This is a genomic window from Lysinibacillus xylanilyticus (genome assembly GCF_001708185.1).
In the GTDB taxonomy this organism is placed as follows: domain Bacteria; phylum Bacillota; class Bacilli; order Bacillales_A; family Planococcaceae; genus Lysinibacillus; species Lysinibacillus xylanilyticus_A.
The window spans coordinates 33,242-48,459 of the sequence record NZ_MDDN01000003.1; the positions used below are offsets into that span (position 1 = coordinate 33,242).

The window sequence follows — 15,218 nt, forward strand, 5'->3', positions numbered from 1 at the left end:
CAGAGCGATGGAAAGAACAGACCAAACGACGGATAGAAGAGCCAAAATCGTGGATAGAAGAGCAAAAGTCGTGGATAGAACCCTTAAAGTCGCGGATAAAAAGGCCAAAGTGACGGAAAGAAATGAGAGCGACGGAAAGAAAGGCCAGAGCGACGGAAAGAACAGGTCAAACGACGGAAAGAACAGGTCAAACGACGGAAAGAACCCTCAGAGCGACGGAAAGAACACGCCAAACGACGGAAAGAACCCTCAAAGCACAAGATAAAATGCCAAAAGAATAAGCCAAATACCAAATTCTCTAGCACTTTATAAGACGGATGTTTTAATTTATGAAATTTTTTCCGATATAAGTTTTAAACTGGAAATGGTTTATAAAAATGGAGAGGTGAGTGGTGTGGGGATGTCAATGGTGTTTCAAATAGATGAAGGAGAAAATGAACAACATTTAAGGAGACAATTACTTTTGAGGACTTTTCAACAGGAACAGGAATTTACTCAACGACATGAGCTAGCACACACCTCTGCAACATTAACACAGGAGCAAATATTTAAAATGATGCAGGTCATTGAGGAGATCCGCCTAAAACGTTATGAAGAAACACTATAAATGTAAGCGCCTTCTAAGCTATAATAGCTGAGGAGGTGTTTAATGATGAACGTGATCTTTATAGAAGCGGTTTCAGGTACAGAACTTTTACAAATGGTGTCACATGATGTGGCCGGCATATTAGCAGCGGCACAGGGCGAAAGTGTGACGTTCCCAGTTGGGCATTTTAAGTATGAATTTCATAATTTAGATTTTTATGAAGAAGATGGAGAAATACGACAAGAATTAGTCATTTACTTAAATAAAATATAATCATCGAATAGTACTTCTCAAAACGAAGAAATAAATACAGGTGCAAATAGAACAATTCATTTGCTTTTATTCAAACCTGTAACTATAATGGTTACAACGGGTGGTGATACATATGGTGAACAGTCGGTTTTCGGTAGCGATCCATATACTTTCGCTCATTGCAACAACATCTGATAAAAGTCAGTTGACATCTGATTATATCGCAGGGAGTGTCAATACAAATCCGGTTGTCGTACGACGAATGATCGGAGTGTTGAAAAAAGCGGGTTTGCTTACATCGCAAACAGGTATTGCAGGCTATGACCTTTTAGTAGAGCCAAAAGATTTAACGCTATTAGCTATTTACCAAGCGATTAATGGGCCCGAGCAGCTTTTTGCGATTCATGATGAGCCAAATCCAGATTGTACGGTTGGTCGAAAAATTCAATGTACATTGGAAGGTGTTTATACATCTGTTTGGCATGCAATGGAAGAACAGCTTCAAGCACAAACTTTACAGGATGTGCTAGATCAACTTCGTTAAATAACGAAGTCGGTCTTTTGTATCTAACCTGTAACTAAAATGGTTACAAATGAAATTGGGAGGAACTAAATATGAAAATTGCAGTAATCGGTGCAACAGGAAAAGCGGGACAAAAAATTGCGGAGGAGGCACTACAACGTGGTCATGAGGTAACTGCGATTGTACGTACTGCTTCAAAAGTAACAGCAACTATTGACGTTATTGAAAAAGATGTTTTCGAATTAACGAAAGAAGATGTAAAAAGCTTCGACGTTGTTGTGAATGCATTCGGTGCTCCTATTGGTCAAGAGGAGTTACATGTAAAAGCTGGCCGTCATTTAATTGATATTTTCACGGGCATTGAGACAAAATTATTTGTTGTCGGTGGTGCAGGTAGTTTGTTTGTAGACACAGAAAAAACAGTTCGCTTAATGGATACGCCAGACTTCCCTGAAATGTTCTTTGCAACAGCTAAAAACCAAGGAGAAAACCTACAAGACTTACACCAATCAACAATAACTTGGACATTTTTAAGCCCATCCGCTTTCTTTGATCCTGAAGGTCCACGCACAGGCAGCTATACGACTGGCATTGACCATTTATTAATCAATGCAGCTGGTGAAAGTTATGTTAGTTATACAGATTATGCCGTTGCTGTGTTAGATGAAATTGAAAATCCAAAGCATGTAAACAGCCGTTTTACAGTGACTTCAAATAATTAAATCAATAGGTACCCCAAAAAAGGCAGAATCTTTATGATGCTGTCTTTTTTTTCGCTAAGACCAGCAATCGTTTGTTATTACAAAATTGGATGTATTTGGTGGATTAAGTATGGTCGATTGCTCTATAATTTTAGTTAAATAGGATTTCCATTAACTGTGCAATTTAAACTATAAATGTCTTATATGCAGAATATAATGTTAAAGAAGGGGGAGACTAAATGAGGTATACTCGTTATTACTTTGGATTAGTATTATTCCTTTTGATCGCAGGTGCATTCTTTTTTTATCTGATTAATGACACTTATGTAGAAGCTGTTTATCAAATTGGAGAAGAAAATTTGGTGGAGGAAAATGGTGATTATTACCTTATGTTGGATAATCGCAAATTAACTTTACCTGAAAGACTGTATGACGAAATTAAATGGGAAAAAAATGATGAATACCATGTAGAATATGAATATAAAAGTTTTTCAAAAAATAATGGTGATGTTGTCATGTTAAAAAAATATGGCTATTCACCTTGAGTTCATATGCAACAATATGAGCAATTACTTGTTAATGTTACAGAGGAGCAGTCATTTTTTAGCGAAAAATGAGCTTTTTTCACAGAATTTTTCATTTTACAGAAAAATGCCTGTTTACAATACTCCATTAATTAGCTACTATCAAGTGTGAGTATTACATCAAAGGAGACGACAATTATGTCCACACAACGTATAGAAAAAGACTTTTTAGGTGAACGTGTATTACCAAGCAATGCTTATTATGGAATTCAAACGCTTCGTGCAACTGAAAATTTCCCAATTACAGGTTACACGATTCACTCATCTCTTATTAAAGCAATGGGTATCGTAAAAAAAGCAGCTGCATTAGGGAATATGGAAGTACACCTACTTTCAAAAGAAATCGGAGATGCAATTGTCGAAGCTGCACAAGAAGTTATTGATGGTAAGTGGGATTCAGAATTTATCGTAGATCCAATCCAAGGCGGTGCTGGCACATCTATTAATATGAATGCCAATGAAGTCATTGCTAACCGTGCCTTAGAGATTTTAGGCAAAGAAAAAGGGGACTACCAAGCAATTAGCCCAAACAGCCATGTTAATATGTCACAATCAACAAATGATGCTTTCCCAACAGCTATTCATATCGCTGTTTTGAATTTAATAGATGAATTACTTTTAACAATGGAAAATATGCAAGTGGTGTTCCACCAAAAAGCGGAGCAATTTGCACATGTTATTAAAATGGGTCGTACGCATTTACAAGACGCAGTGCCGATTCGATTAGGGCAAGAATTTGAAGCATACTCTCGTGTAATTAGCCGTGATATTGTTCGTATTCGTCAAACTCGCCCAAACCTTTATGATGTGAATATGGGGGCAACTGCAGTTGGTACAGGCTTAAATGCCTTCCCAGATTATATTCAATCAGTAGATGTTCATCTTGCTGAAATTTCAGGTTTGCCGTTAAAAGGCGCTTCTCATCTAGTGGATGCAACACAAAATACAGATGCTTATACAGAAGTATCAGGTGCATTAAAAATCTGTATGATCAACATGTCTAAAATTGCCAATGACCTTCGTTTAATGGCATCTGGTCCACGTGCAGGTTTAGGCGAAATCATTTTACCAGCTCGTCAACCTGGTTCTTCTATTATGCCAGGGAAAGTAAACCCTGTTATGCCAGAAGTTCTTAACCAAGTTGCCTTCCAAGTAATTGGTAATGACCATACAATTTCATTAGCATCTGAAGCAGGACAATTAGAATTAAACGTTATGGAGCCTGTACTTGTCTTTAACTTAATTCAATCGATTAGTATTATGAATAATGTTTTCCGAGCATTTACTCAAAATTGCTTGAAGGATATTGAAGCAAACGAAGAGCGTATGAAAGAATATGTGGAAAAAAGCGTTGGTGTACTAACAGCAGTAAACCCACATATTGGTTATGAAGTAGCTGCACGACTTGCGCGTGAAGCAATTTTAACTGGTCGTTCTATTCGAGAGCTTTGCCTTGAATCAGGTGTATTAACGAAAGAACAATTAGATTTAATTTTAGACCCATATGAAATGACACATCCAGGTATTGCTGGTTCAAGTATGATGAAATTAAAATAATGATGATGAAAGCACTTTGCGAAAAGCAAAGTGCTTTTTCTATGCAAGCAGTCAATACGGTGGTATCACAAGACTTATGTGAACAAGCCGAAAATTTACAAAAGCTTACACAGCGATTTAATGGATAATAATTGAAAACAATATCATTTGATAAATAACAAAAGAGGCTATTTTGCGAAAGACTAATTTTCTGCAAAATAGCCTTTTTTTATTAAATTTACGTTTTCCACCTAGCAACTTCCAATTAAGTATTAAATAAGCCGAAAAAGTCGGTTTTTATCGTCAAAAATATTATGCTAATCATAAACATCATTTCTGCGATAGTAGCAACAAAAGCTCTTTTATTTTCTGCGTATTTCCATTCCATAAATGCACGTAACATGTCAGAGGCTACTAAAAAGACAATTATGATAAACCATATTTCATAATACCAAGCAATTTCAACAGTATCATTGTAGTTCGTATAATACGAACTAGCTAATACTAAAATCATGAAAATTATTCGTACCAATAAATCTAATTTTTTATGTCTTTCGTTAAGGTAATTATAGGAAAAACATTTCTTTCTCTCGACACCTAGCAACTTTCTAATTACAAACCCAAAAATACTAATTATTAAAAGGAGTACTAGGAGAAAAAGTATTAATGTTCCAAAATCGATCGTAATAGTATTCAATTTCATTCACCTCTTTAATCTAACCTTTTCTTAACTAAATGGAAATTCATTCCACAAAGAGATTGTAGCACAATAGAGTAAAAGTTGGTAGGGAATTGGAAAATTTGCAACCATAGAGATTGCCAGTTACAAGTATCGATAACAGTATCAACTTGTAGCTGACTATTTGCATTATTCAGCTAAAAGTTGGTATACATTAGCCTCGGGAAAGCGCCTAGTCAAAACGGAAATTAACCTCACGTTATGGAGATTAGCGAATATTATTGGTATAATATTGAAAAAAAGGGGTGCAGAATTGGATGGGGATAAATTTCAATAGCTTTTTCAGAGAAGAATTGTCAGTACAAGATATTCAAGTAGCTATGGAACAGGGAGAAATAACATCTAAAGAATTAACAATGTATTATTTACACAGAATCGCTAAGTATGATCAAGATGGGCGAAAAATTAATTCTATGCTTGAAATTAATCCTGAAGCGCTATTTATTGCAGAAGCGTTAGATGAAGAAAGAGTAACAAGGGGTGTTAGAGGACCTTTACACGGGATTCCGGTTGTTTTAAAGGACAATATTGAAACGAAAGATTTCATGCATACTAGTGCAGGTACTATAGCTTTAGAAAATTATCTAGCTGAGCAGGATGCATTTATTGTAAAAAAGTTACGTGAAGCAGGGGCAGTTATTTTAGGGAAAACAAATATGACTGAATTAGCAAACGCAATGTCGAGTACGATGTGGGCGGGTTATAGTTCTCGAGGTGGGCAAACACTAAATCCTTATGGTGATCCAAATCTTTATGTGGGTGGATCAAGTTCTGGATCGGCGGTTGCAGTAGCATCGAATTTTTCAGTTTTATCAATTGGAACGGAGACAGACGCCTCGATTCTAAGTCCTGCTATTCAAAATTCAGTAGTCGGCATAAAACCGACTGTTGGACTCATTAGCCGCCGAGGCATTATCCCATTTACATACTCTCAAGATACCGCAGGGCCATTTGCAAGAACAGTGACAGATGCAGCTATTTTATTGGGCGTATTAACAGGAGTAGATCAAGACGACGTCGCTACACATAAAAGTGAAAGAAGGATATATCAAGATTACACAAATTTTTTAGATGCTACAGGTTTGAAGGGTGCTAGAATTGGCGTGTATAATAATGCCTTAAAAGAGTACTATGAGTCAGCGGAGTATGATGAAACACTTTTTAATAATGCCATCCAGGTTTTAAGAGAGCAAGGAGCCGTTATTATTGAAGATATCGATATCCCTTCTTTTCATAGAGACTGGAAATGGGATGTAGGACGATATGAATTAAAACATAGTTTAAATAATTTCCTTATCAATCTACCTTCGCATATGCCTGTACATTCTATCTCTGAGCTCATTCAATTTAATGAACGTTCAAAAGAAAAGTGTTTGAAATATGGGCAGGATAAATTGGAAATGAGAGAGGGTCTATCAAATACGTTAAGAAATGCTGAATATTTACATGCAAAATTAGAGGATCTGTATTTTGCGCAAGATCAAGGAATTGATTTTACATTGAAAAAATATGAATTAGATGCGATTATCTTTCCATCATATATAGGTTCGACAGTTTGTGCGAAAGCTGGGTATCCCTCTATTGCAATTCCAGCCGGGTATATGAAAAATGGGCGACCGTTTGGCATAACTTTCGCAGGAACTGCATTTAGTGAGGACGTTCTTATAAAACTCGCTTTTGCATTTGAACAAGCAACTAAATTTAGAAAAGCACCGAAATTGTAATATGATTTCCTAGCTAGGATATAAAACTAGAAGAACGAGCTTAAAATTTCCGTACCAACACTTCTTTTAAAGAAGTTGTGCTATTCACAATTAATATGCAAAGCAACTACTACCTCTCACATTTCTAACATTGATGAGAGGTGGTTTTTTAATGCTAAAAACGATTGTGAGGGCAAAATAAAAGGACTTGTGTGCATGAGTAAAATCATACCCACAAGTCCTTTCTAGATGGCGGTGTTGTTAAATTCAATCCTATTTCGTGAATTGGATGTTGCAAAATTGCGCATTTTACTCCACTTGTTGAATCTCTTCATCAGATTTTTTTATCAAATCACCTATTTTTGCAAGTATATAAACGAATCCATAGGTAATAGTGAAGTAGATGAATTTATTAGCAATATCACTAAATTGTACAATTGAAAAATTAGATATTAATAAATCCATAAAAAAGAGGAACAAGGTAAATTGAATAATTTGAATCAAAAAATAGATTCCCTTACTTTTTATACCTATATGCAGGGCAAATGATTCTAATATAATGCTTATTGGTATTAAAAGAATAAAACCAATGATGATTCCAATTGATAAAAAAATTGAGCTATATATACTTGTGAATCTAAAATCTAGAATAAGACTAGCTATATATTGAACGCCCATTAGTAAACTTATAATAATAGCTAAAACAGCGACCAGAAAAGCAGGAATTAAAAAATAGTCTCTTGTTTTCATAATTTTCATACAAATCCTTCTTAGAAGTACTCATTATTTCACGTTTTAATTGAAATAGGGAATTAAATTTTTGAAAACTGCGTTCGTTTAGTTACTTCTCGCAGCAATTAATATTCTATGTTTGCGTAAGCCTAAATCAATACACCAAGTCACAACAATCATCAAAATTAAAATAATGAGGAAGCAACTACTTGGAAAGGTATCTCTCATGGCAGAATTGATTAAATCTATACAACCAAAATAAATAAGTAATAAAGTTCCTATGTTGAGAATGAATCATTCATACAAGGTTGTCTAATCGTTTGTTATAGAGCTATCTACAGAAGCGGTTAGGGATAACGGGAGTTTGATAATAACCCCGTATCTAATCAGTTGAAATATAACCAACCTTTTCTAGTAATTTCAATGTTGTATAATTTAAATTTGGAAGTTTTTCTAAAGGGAAATATTCTAAGTTTTTACTTTCCTCATTTTGAGTAATAGTGCCTTTTACAGCAGTTGCCTTAAAAATTGCCGTAGCATTATAAATTTCATCCCCATGTGGAAATTTATAATATAACTCTCTCCCTGAAGCTAAGCCAAGTAATTTCAATTCTTGGGCGATTAAGCCTGTTTCCTCATACAACTCTTTTTGAGCAGTTTCTTCAAAACTATCTCCTATTTCCATTCCACCACCTGGAAGCCCCCAATCATTTGTATCTGAACGTAATTGCAAAAGTATTTCATTCTTTTCGTTTAAAACAATGATTGCTGAACCTGGTGCAATAATAGGACTTGTTCCAACATATTGTCGTAAAGATTTTATATAATTCATGTTTCCTCCAATGTTTAATCCAATTTCTTAATTAAATGAAAAATTCTGTCTGTAAAATATCATAACATAGCAAAGTTTTTGTTGGTAGGGAAATGGTAAATGCGTATTGAAGAGGATTAATCGTTACAGCATGGGGAGACGATGAGGTCTAAACAGTTTCAACTTTGAGATTGCGAGTAACTATAGTGGTCAAACCTCATACAAGCTTGTGAGGGTTGAGAAAGAGGTAGAGAATCGTTTGTACAAGTGTCTTATGGTTGCTACAGAGATATGAGTGGAACTATAGGACCGAATTATGTGAAAGTATTAGTGCATATCAAAAGGACTTGCATATACGAGATTCAATCATACATACAAGTCCTATTCTTATTGAAATAAAGCTCCACGTTTGTTAAAAATTTTTAATATGATAACTATTAAAGTCACTGAAACAATTCAAATACCCACACAATTAGGTAAAGTGGAATTGCCACTATTAACATACCAGCAATTAAGTACCCTAGACTTTGTAATACAAACTTTATTACATCGTATATTGCACCAGCCAAGTCATCAATAAACTTTGCCATAGTAATCCACCCCTTAACTATCTCTTTTTAAGAGACTACTTTAAAGATATTTTTGTACGTTATAAATAGCATGAAGCCTATAATACAACTGAGTAGATTTAGTATAATGTCATCTATATCAAAACTACCTAAAAATAAAATGATTTGTAGAATCTCTATGCTGAAAATCAATAATAAACTGGAAATTATCGTTTTAAATACATTTCTTTGCGAGGGAAAAGCCATAGGTATGATAAATCCCATCGGTATAAAAGGAATAATATTACCTAAGGTGTTTATTATAGAGACACTATCATTTATATCACTTATATATGCTCCAATTGTGCTAAAAGGAATTAGATTTACACCAACCCCTCTGTCCTTATTGGTTCGAATAGTATTGATAACGCTGTATACATCTCCATTGAACTTAAACACAACAAAAATAAGTAACATTAATATATATATAGTAAAAAAACTTTTCCAAATCGTTTTAAACATTCTTGAAAATTCCTGCCCATCTCTTAATTTGCTGAAAATTATTTCTGTATAAGGATTGTAGCATAGTAGAGTAAATGTTGGTAGATAAATGGTAAAAAAAGTCTTCAGATGTGTATAAAGAGTATGTGAGCATTGATAGTGGAGAAGAAAGGAAAACATTTATATAAGTAGTCTTATGGGTGCTAAAGAGCTATGTGTTAAGCAGAAGCGATTATGGGGGCGTAACAATAGTACTTGTATTTATGAAGATTAATCATAAATACAAGTACTTATCCTAATTAAACTATAGCTGGTATCGTTGAATAAGGGATATTTTTTAAATTGTTACCAAAATCTCTTTTGCGATTTCATCAATTTCTTCTGCGAGTTCATTATGTGTAGGTGTTTCAGCCACTCTTGTTAAATACTCTCTAAACTGAACCTTTGACTCAATTGGTAATTTTATAACCAAAAAGTGTAAAACAAACCACTTCCAATTATCATCATCTGAAGATAAAACATCTTGCACATGTGGGACAATTTCTTCTGGAAAAGTTAAAAGTAATCCTAATATGCTTGTTGCCACTGGCCAATTCATATCTTGAATCCATTCGAGGAGGTTAGGCAGTAAAGGCAATATTATATCTCTATCCATTTTTTTAATTATTTCTACTCTATCATTATCAAATTTATGTCTTGGCAAAAGATCTTCAAAGTTTTCCATATGTATTCCTCCCTTAGATTTTTATATATGGCAATCTATTTATTATATCAGTCTTTATTAAACTAATTGTCGAGCGTGAATATAAGCAATTTTTACAAGGTGTGATCGCGTATTAAAACAGGCAAAGAAACTGTGCAATGTTTGTAAATAACTTACAGGTAAAGGTGGTTTCTCACGCTGGGCAGGGAAATACCCGCGGAAACAGAACAAATACCCGCGATTGGGGAGAGAATATCCGCGTAAGAGGAGCAAATATCCGCGCGAAACAGGAGAATACCCGCGGGAGCAGAGTAAAACGCGCAATCAGTCGAATCTTGCATATATCACAAAAAACAGGACATGCATATAAAACCATGTCCTGTTTTATTCTAAGAATTATTTAATGCAATGCATCGCTGCCTCAGCTTCATGCCACGGAACGGAGTAGCCTTTGCCTTTTGCACAAAATATACTAGAGGATGTATAGTCAGGATCAGCATTTTTATCGTAGCCGATTTGCGCGATAACTTCTTCTGTATTATGGCACACATCATAGCCATCAAATTGCAATGAGAGTACACCCTTCCCATTGGTGTAGGCGGCAAAGGTTGTGCTGTAGTTCATAAATGTTGCGACAGGGGCACGTCCAGTTAAGATGACGTTATTTTCAGTTAAGATTGGTGCGTCAAATGTACCTGAAGCTTGCTGAATATCGGTCATCATGCGGCCGATAAAATCACTAGGGGCTTTAAGCTTAAAGCGATAGTAAGGCTCTAGTAATATATTTTCTGCTTGCTCAAGACCTTGCCGTAATGCCCGAAATGTTGCCTCGCGGAAATCGCCACCCTCAGTATGCTTAATATGCGCTCGTCCCGTTAAGAGTGTGAAACGAATATCCGTGACAGGAAAACCTGTTAATAAGCCATGATGATCCCGTTCGAATACATGTTTTTCTATGAGTCGCTGATTGCCAACCGATAAATCATCCGCATGGCATGCATTGACAAATGTAATGCCAGCACCACGTGTGTTTGGCTCCATCAATAAATGTACCTCGGCGTAGTGCTTTAATGGCTCAAAATGGCCGTAGCCTGTTACAGTTGAGGCGATTGTTTCCATATATAAAATTTGTGGCTCACCAAATGAGACAGCTAGTGAGAAACGTTTGTGAAGGACTTCGGCAAGCACCTCGAGCTGGATGACGCCCATAATATGGACATGAATCTCTTGAAATTTTTCATGCCATACGACGCGTAAAGTTGGTTCTTCGGCTTCAAGGATACGGAAAATTTTTAACACTTCTTTTATATGCTGATCGCCTGCATATTGGACTTTTGCTTGCAAGGTCGGTACTAACTCATAGGGCTGCGGGTTAGTCGTACTACCGATGATATCACCGATGTTTGCGAGACTTAGCCCTTTGACTGCGAAAATCTCCCCAGCTTCAACCTCTTGGACTGTTTCATAGCGATTTCCATTATATAATCGAATTTCCGTCACTTTTTCAGTTAGATCTCCAAACGAAAATTCATCACGAACACGCAGAGTTCCTTGTAATGCCTTCATAAAAGTTAAGCGTTGATGTCCATCATGACGAATTTTAAATACTTCTCCTTGGAACGTTCCATTGTTGTTAAAATGTGTCTCAGTAAGTAGAGGGAGCTGTGAAATGAATTCTTTTATCCCAGTATCTTTTAAGGCAGAGCCAGTAAAACATAAAAAGGCCTTTTCCTGTTTAATCATCGCTTGTATATGAGTCAGGCAGTTAACGCTATCCAACGTCTCGTTAAGAAAAGCATCGAGAAGCTGCTCATCACGCTCAGCAAGCCACTCCATCATGTGATTGGAAACAAAATCAGAACGGAGCGGTTCATCTACTAATAGTACATCCTTAGAGCAGTCTTTTTGAAGCAGTGTCATAACGGCTTCGACATCTGCACCTTCACGATCTATTTTGTTAATAAAGAAGAAGGTAGGGACATGATATTTGCGTAAAAGTTGCCACACGGTTTCAGTATGACCTTGTACTCCTTCGACCGCACTAATAACAATGATGGCATAATCCATAACACGAATAACACGTTCCATTTCTGGCGAAAAATCGACGTGCCCAGGTGTATCGATTAACGTATATGTATCGTTTCCAATCGTCATGCGACCTTGTTCCGCAAAAATAGTAATGCCTCGCTGACGCTCGAGTTCATGATTATCTAGAAATGTATCTTGATGATCAACTCGACCACGGGCTTGAATACTGTTTGTATGGAATAGTAACTGCTCAGAAAATGTTGTTTTTCCTGCATCGACGTGAGCGAGTACACCAATTGTTTTATGCATAAAAAATCCTCGTTTCTTTTTTTCGTCCAATATCATTGTAACAGAAATAAAATAAAGTAAAGACTACTAATCAGTGAGGGTTTCGCCACCCCAACTCGATAGAGGAACACCCTGTTGTCCTAAAGTAATAGGGCATTTCCGGGCTGTTAATCTTCCGTTAAACTTCTTGGCTATCTGCTAGTTATGTGGAACAAAAATATTTCATGTAAAATAGTTAGTGTTTATGTCGAAATAGTGCTACTATATTCATAATACTTATTTTTCTATTTTTTCGAGAGATTGCGAACATAAATTTCTTCTGCTAGTCTAACAATATCATTTTTAAAAAATAATAGATGTATTGGTGCAAATGATTTGTCATTTGCTTAAAAGGGAAATCGGTGCGAATCCGATGCTGTCCCGCAACTGTAAATGGGGAGTCTATACAAGATGCCACTGTAGCCATGCTATGGGAAGGCGTATAGATGATGAACCTAAGCCAGGATACCTGCCAATATGTAATCTTTGCTTAAACCACGAGGATGGGGCTAGTGAATAGGTTGTAGAACCCATCTTTCACTATGCGAACCTCTTGGAAACAAGGGGTTTTTTTATGCCCTTTTTAACTTATGTTTAGCGGGTGTGGATTCGGTAAGGTGGTCTTAGGGGATGTTAGCCTAAAACCACAGCATCGTTGCGATAACGGCTAACTGACCTGCATCGGTGCTGTGTTGCCGCTGCCGCTACGCTTTCGCGCAGTTAAAACCCTTTTGCTGGCCTAAGCACAAAAAACATTTGTTGCTGACGCTTCGCTTTCGCACAAAAAACATTTGCTGGCCTAAGCACAAAGCCGAATCCGGACGCAATTATGCCGAGGTATAATTGATCATTCAGTAGCGAGGAAGTCAAGGGATTTCTTTCTATATATTTGACACAAAGGAGACGAGGACATGAAAAAATGGAAAAGCTTGTGGCTTGTCTTTGCAATAGCAATAATCGCTATTCTAGGAGCATGTAATGCAAAGGACAAATCAGAATCAGCTGCACAAGGTGAGAAGGTAGAGCCTGCACAAACTGACAAGACAGAGATCACAATTGACAATAATGGAACGACACAAGTGTATACAGAAGCACCCAAAAAAGCGATTAGCTTAAATCAACATGTAACAGAAATTATGTTGGCATTAGGCTTGGAAGATTCTATGGTAGGTACCGCCTATTTAGATGACAATATTTATGAGCCCCTACAAGCTGCCTACGATAAAGTGCCTGTGTTAGCTAAACAGTATCCTTCAAAGGAACAGGTTATTGATGCAGAAGCAGATTTTTTATACGGCGGTTGGAAAAGCGCCTTTGGAGAGAAAGGTGTTGGTACACAGGAAGAGCTTGAGGCATTAGGGATTCACACTTATTTACATACAGCCTCAAGTATGACGAAACCAACATTAGAAGATATTTTCACAGATATCCGAAATATCGCAAAAATATTCCGTGTCGAAGAACGTGGAGATGCTTTAATTGCACAAATGACCAAAGATGTAGAAGCTGTACGTGCGAAATTACCACAAAATGGGGAAGAACTGCGTGTATTAGTGTTTGATAGTGGTGATAAAGATGTCCTTACTGCTGGACAAAACTTTATGAATGAGCTTGTGACGATTGCTGGTGGTAAAAATATTTTTGGTGATGTGGAATCAGGATGGACTACGGTATCAAAAGAAGATGCAGTAGATCGTAATCCAGAAGTCGTTGTTGTTGTTGATTACGGAGAAACAAAGGCGGAACAAAAAATTAACTTCTTAAAAAATGATCCTGCCTTAAAAGAAATGGAAGCTGTTAAAAATGAACACTTTGTGATCTTACCGCTTTCTGCTGCATCAGAAGGGGTTCGTGCTGCAGAAGCTATTCAAATTTTAGCAAAAGGCTTTTACCCTGAAAACTTTTAGACTAAATAAGGAGCTAGCGACTTGCTAGTTCTTTTTTTATAAGGAGAGTTATAAATGAATGCATTTTGTAAAAATATACCGGACAAAACATTTGAAAAGCTAAATCATAATGGAGAGTTTACACGACTTGCAGTTAGCCCGGGTATTATTAATAAACATTATACCCCTGCACAATTTCAAGCAATGGCAAAGGTTGTAGGAGAAATTGGTGCAATCAAATACTCCACTTCTTACAGTATATTATTATCTATTCCGACAGTAGATGTAGCAGATACGACTAAGGAGCTACAAGATGCTGGCCTGTATGTGGCAAAGCAAGGACCAATTGTTGTGATGAAGGCTTGCGATTTCTGTGATGGGGATAAGATGGAGGCAGCACCGATTACTGAACAGCTATTTCATTCATTAGAAGGAATATTGGTCCCTACAAGATTACGTTTAAACGTAAATGGCTGTGCCTCTGCCTGCTACAATGCAGTGTATGATGATATTGGCCTTGTTTATCAAAAAGATAGCTTTGATGTCTATTTAGGGGCGGTGCCAATGGGGGCAAATGCGCAAGCTGGGACGCTCTTTGCTAAAAGGGTGGCAGTTGACAGTATTGAAAGTTTACTTCATGAAATCATTCGACTCTATAATGAGCATGCTCGTCCGAATGAACCTTTTTATAAATTTTATCGCAGAACAAATTCTGCTGAGTATTGGAAAATGTAAAAAAGTGATGATAAAACACGCTACTTTTTTTGAGTTTTAGACCATCTTTTTGTTTCTTCTATTGGAATACTCGAGCCAACTTTCATGGTATTTTTGACAATAATCCAGCGCCAATATGTTCATCTCCTCGTGAAGCTATTTCTCAAGTATTAGTAATAGGAGAGCGTTTAGGTAAAAGTTGCATACTTTGAAATAAATTATATCCGTAGATCTTCGTCATTATTGCGAAGCAGCTACTTTTTTTCAGTGTATGTTTTTAAACATCTCAAATAAGGTATAACACGGGTAATTTTAAAAATTTTCTGTTTATAAGGAGGAATAAT

General features: G+C 36.4%; 17 protein-coding genes and 1 riboswitch. Of the genes, 10 read left to right on the plus strand and 7 right to left on the minus strand.

All coding sequences use genetic code 11. The annotated features are described in order from the left end of the window. Positions 1 to 122: 122 nt before the first annotated feature. The 7 genes from BFJ97_RS24610 (at position 123) to aspA (ending at position 4,203) form a co-directional block, all read left to right on the plus strand. On the plus strand, positions 123 to 281 hold the full coding sequence (locus BFJ97_RS24610) for a hypothetical protein (protein ID WP_175401714.1): 159 nt from the start codon (positions 123 to 125) through the stop codon (positions 279 to 281). Between the two features lie 182 nt (positions 282 to 463). After that, a complete protein-coding gene (locus BFJ97_RS24615) occupies positions 464 to 607 on the plus strand; it encodes a hypothetical protein (RefSeq protein ID WP_175401715.1) in 144 nt (47 codons plus the stop codon). A 42-nt stretch (positions 608 to 649) separates the two neighbouring features. Then, a complete protein-coding gene (locus BFJ97_RS07990; protein ID WP_223554321.1) occupies positions 650 to 859 on the plus strand; it encodes a thymidylate synthase in 210 nt (69 codons plus the stop codon). A gap of 112 nt (positions 860 to 971) precedes the next feature. Continuing rightward, positions 972 to 1,382: an Rrf2 family transcriptional regulator gene (locus BFJ97_RS07995; protein WP_068984125.1), complete on the plus strand. Its 411-nt coding sequence runs from the start codon at positions 972 to 974 to the stop codon at positions 1,380 to 1,382. 71 nt (positions 1,383 to 1,453) lie between these two features. Next, complete coding sequence (locus BFJ97_RS08000) at positions 1,454 to 2,083, plus strand: NAD(P)-dependent oxidoreductase (protein WP_068984126.1); 630 nt, start codon at positions 1,454 to 1,456, stop codon at positions 2,081 to 2,083. 218 nt (positions 2,084 to 2,301) lie between these two features. Beyond that, entirely contained in the window at positions 2,302 to 2,607 is a 306-nt protein-coding gene (locus BFJ97_RS08005) for a hypothetical protein (protein WP_068984127.1), read from the plus strand. Between the two features lie 177 nt (positions 2,608 to 2,784). Next, positions 2,785 to 4,203 (plus strand): aspartate ammonia-lyase, encoded by a 1,419-nt coding sequence (gene aspA / locus BFJ97_RS08010; RefSeq protein ID WP_068984128.1) that lies wholly within the window; start codon positions 2,785 to 2,787, stop codon positions 4,201 to 4,203. A gap of 244 nt (positions 4,204 to 4,447) precedes the next feature. Here the strand turns inward: aspA and BFJ97_RS08015 are convergent, their stop codons facing one another. Next, a complete protein-coding gene (locus BFJ97_RS08015; protein WP_175401716.1) occupies positions 4,448 to 4,879 on the minus strand; it encodes a DUF4181 domain-containing protein in 432 nt (143 codons plus the stop codon). 299 nt (positions 4,880 to 5,178) lie between these two features. Between BFJ97_RS08015 and BFJ97_RS08020 the strand changes: the two genes are divergently transcribed. Then, the gene (locus BFJ97_RS08020) at positions 5,179 to 6,645 is read left to right on the plus strand and encodes an amidase family protein (RefSeq protein ID WP_068984130.1); all 1,467 of its coding nucleotides are present in this window, start codon (positions 5,179 to 5,181) and stop codon (positions 6,643 to 6,645) included. A 288-nt stretch (positions 6,646 to 6,933) separates the two neighbouring features. Here BFJ97_RS08020 and BFJ97_RS08025 read toward each other — a convergent pair whose 3' ends face one another. The 6 genes from BFJ97_RS08025 to BFJ97_RS08050 form a co-directional block, all read right to left on the minus strand. Beyond that, positions 6,934 to 7,383, minus strand: a complete 450-nt coding sequence (locus BFJ97_RS08025; protein ID WP_068984131.1) for a hypothetical protein — start codon at positions 7,381 to 7,383, stop codon at positions 6,934 to 6,936. Between the two features lie 355 nt (positions 7,384 to 7,738). Beyond that, positions 7,739 to 8,188 (minus strand): NUDIX hydrolase, encoded by a 450-nt coding sequence (locus BFJ97_RS08030; RefSeq protein ID WP_068984132.1) that lies wholly within the window; start codon positions 8,186 to 8,188, stop codon positions 7,739 to 7,741. A gap of 422 nt (positions 8,189 to 8,610) precedes the next feature. Then, entirely contained in the window at positions 8,611 to 8,757 is a 147-nt protein-coding gene (locus BFJ97_RS24620) for a hypothetical protein (RefSeq protein ID WP_175401717.1), read from the minus strand. 27 nt (positions 8,758 to 8,784) lie between these two features. Further along, entirely contained in the window at positions 8,785 to 9,396 is a 612-nt protein-coding gene (locus tag BFJ97_RS25645) for a VanZ family protein (RefSeq protein WP_083226956.1), read from the minus strand. Between the two features lie 157 nt (positions 9,397 to 9,553). Then, positions 9,554 to 9,940: a DUF5071 domain-containing protein gene (locus BFJ97_RS08040; protein WP_068984134.1), complete on the minus strand. Its 387-nt coding sequence runs from the start codon at positions 9,938 to 9,940 to the stop codon at positions 9,554 to 9,556. 375 nt (positions 9,941 to 10,315) lie between these two features. Further along, the gene (locus BFJ97_RS08050; RefSeq protein ID WP_068984136.1) at positions 10,316 to 12,256 is read right to left on the minus strand and encodes an elongation factor G; all 1,941 of its coding nucleotides are present in this window, start codon (positions 12,254 to 12,256) and stop codon (positions 10,316 to 10,318) included. Between the two features lie 324 nt (positions 12,257 to 12,580). Continuing rightward, positions 12,581 to 12,765, plus strand: a riboswitch (cobalamin riboswitch). 420 nt (positions 12,766 to 13,185) lie between these two features. Between BFJ97_RS08050 and BFJ97_RS08055 the strand changes: the two genes are divergently transcribed. Together BFJ97_RS08055 and BFJ97_RS08060 are read left to right on the plus strand one after the other, a co-directional pair. Further along, positions 13,186 to 14,181, plus strand: a complete 996-nt coding sequence (locus BFJ97_RS08055) for an ABC transporter substrate-binding protein (RefSeq protein ID WP_068984137.1) — start codon at positions 13,186 to 13,188, stop codon at positions 14,179 to 14,181. A gap of 54 nt (positions 14,182 to 14,235) precedes the next feature. Beyond that, on the plus strand, positions 14,236 to 14,895 hold the full coding sequence (locus BFJ97_RS08060) for a precorrin-3B methylase (RefSeq protein WP_068984138.1): 660 nt from the start codon (positions 14,236 to 14,238) through the stop codon (positions 14,893 to 14,895). Positions 14,896 to 15,218: the final 323 nt, after the last annotated feature.

Excerpts from the sequence above, each read along its gene's own strand:
- BFJ97_RS08005 (WP_068984127.1), top strand. The coding sequence starts at position 2,302 with ATGAGGTATACTCGTTATTACTTTGGATTAGTATTATTCCTTTTGATC.
- BFJ97_RS24610 (WP_175401714.1), top strand. The coding sequence starts at position 123 with ATGAGAGCGACGGAAAGAAAGGCCAGAGCGACGGAAAGAACAGGTCAA.
- BFJ97_RS07990 (WP_223554321.1), top strand. The coding sequence starts at position 650 with ATGATGAACGTGATCTTTATAGAAGCGGTTTCAGGTACAGAACTTTTA.
- BFJ97_RS08055 (WP_068984137.1), top strand. The coding sequence starts at position 13,186 with ATGAAAAAATGGAAAAGCTTGTGGCTTGTCTTTGCAATAGCAATAATC.
- BFJ97_RS08060 (WP_068984138.1), top strand. The coding sequence starts at position 14,236 with ATGAATGCATTTTGTAAAAATATACCGGACAAAACATTTGAAAAGCTA.
- BFJ97_RS08025 (WP_068984131.1), bottom strand. The coding sequence starts at position 7,383 with ATGAAAATTATGAAAACAAGAGACTATTTTTTAATTCCTGCTTTTCTG.
- BFJ97_RS08000 (WP_068984126.1), top strand. The coding sequence starts at position 1,454 with ATGAAAATTGCAGTAATCGGTGCAACAGGAAAAGCGGGACAAAAAATT.
- BFJ97_RS25645 (WP_083226956.1), bottom strand. The coding sequence starts at position 9,396 with ATGTTTTCCTTTCTTCTCCACTATCAATGCTCACATACTCTTTATACA.
- BFJ97_RS08040 (WP_068984134.1), bottom strand. The coding sequence starts at position 9,940 with ATGGAAAACTTTGAAGATCTTTTGCCAAGACATAAATTTGATAATGAT.
- BFJ97_RS08030 (WP_068984132.1), bottom strand. The coding sequence starts at position 8,188 with ATGAATTATATAAAATCTTTACGACAATATGTTGGAACAAGTCCTATT.
- BFJ97_RS24620 (WP_175401717.1), bottom strand. The coding sequence starts at position 8,757 with ATGGCAAAGTTTATTGATGACTTGGCTGGTGCAATATACGATGTAATA.
- BFJ97_RS07995 (WP_068984125.1), top strand. The coding sequence starts at position 972 with ATGGTGAACAGTCGGTTTTCGGTAGCGATCCATATACTTTCGCTCATT.
- BFJ97_RS08050 (WP_068984136.1), bottom strand. The coding sequence starts at position 12,256 with ATGCATAAAACAATTGGTGTACTCGCTCACGTCGATGCAGGAAAAACA.
- aspA (WP_068984128.1), top strand. The coding sequence starts at position 2,785 with ATGTCCACACAACGTATAGAAAAAGACTTTTTAGGTGAACGTGTATTA.
- BFJ97_RS08020 (WP_068984130.1), top strand. The coding sequence starts at position 5,179 with ATGGGGATAAATTTCAATAGCTTTTTCAGAGAAGAATTGTCAGTACAA.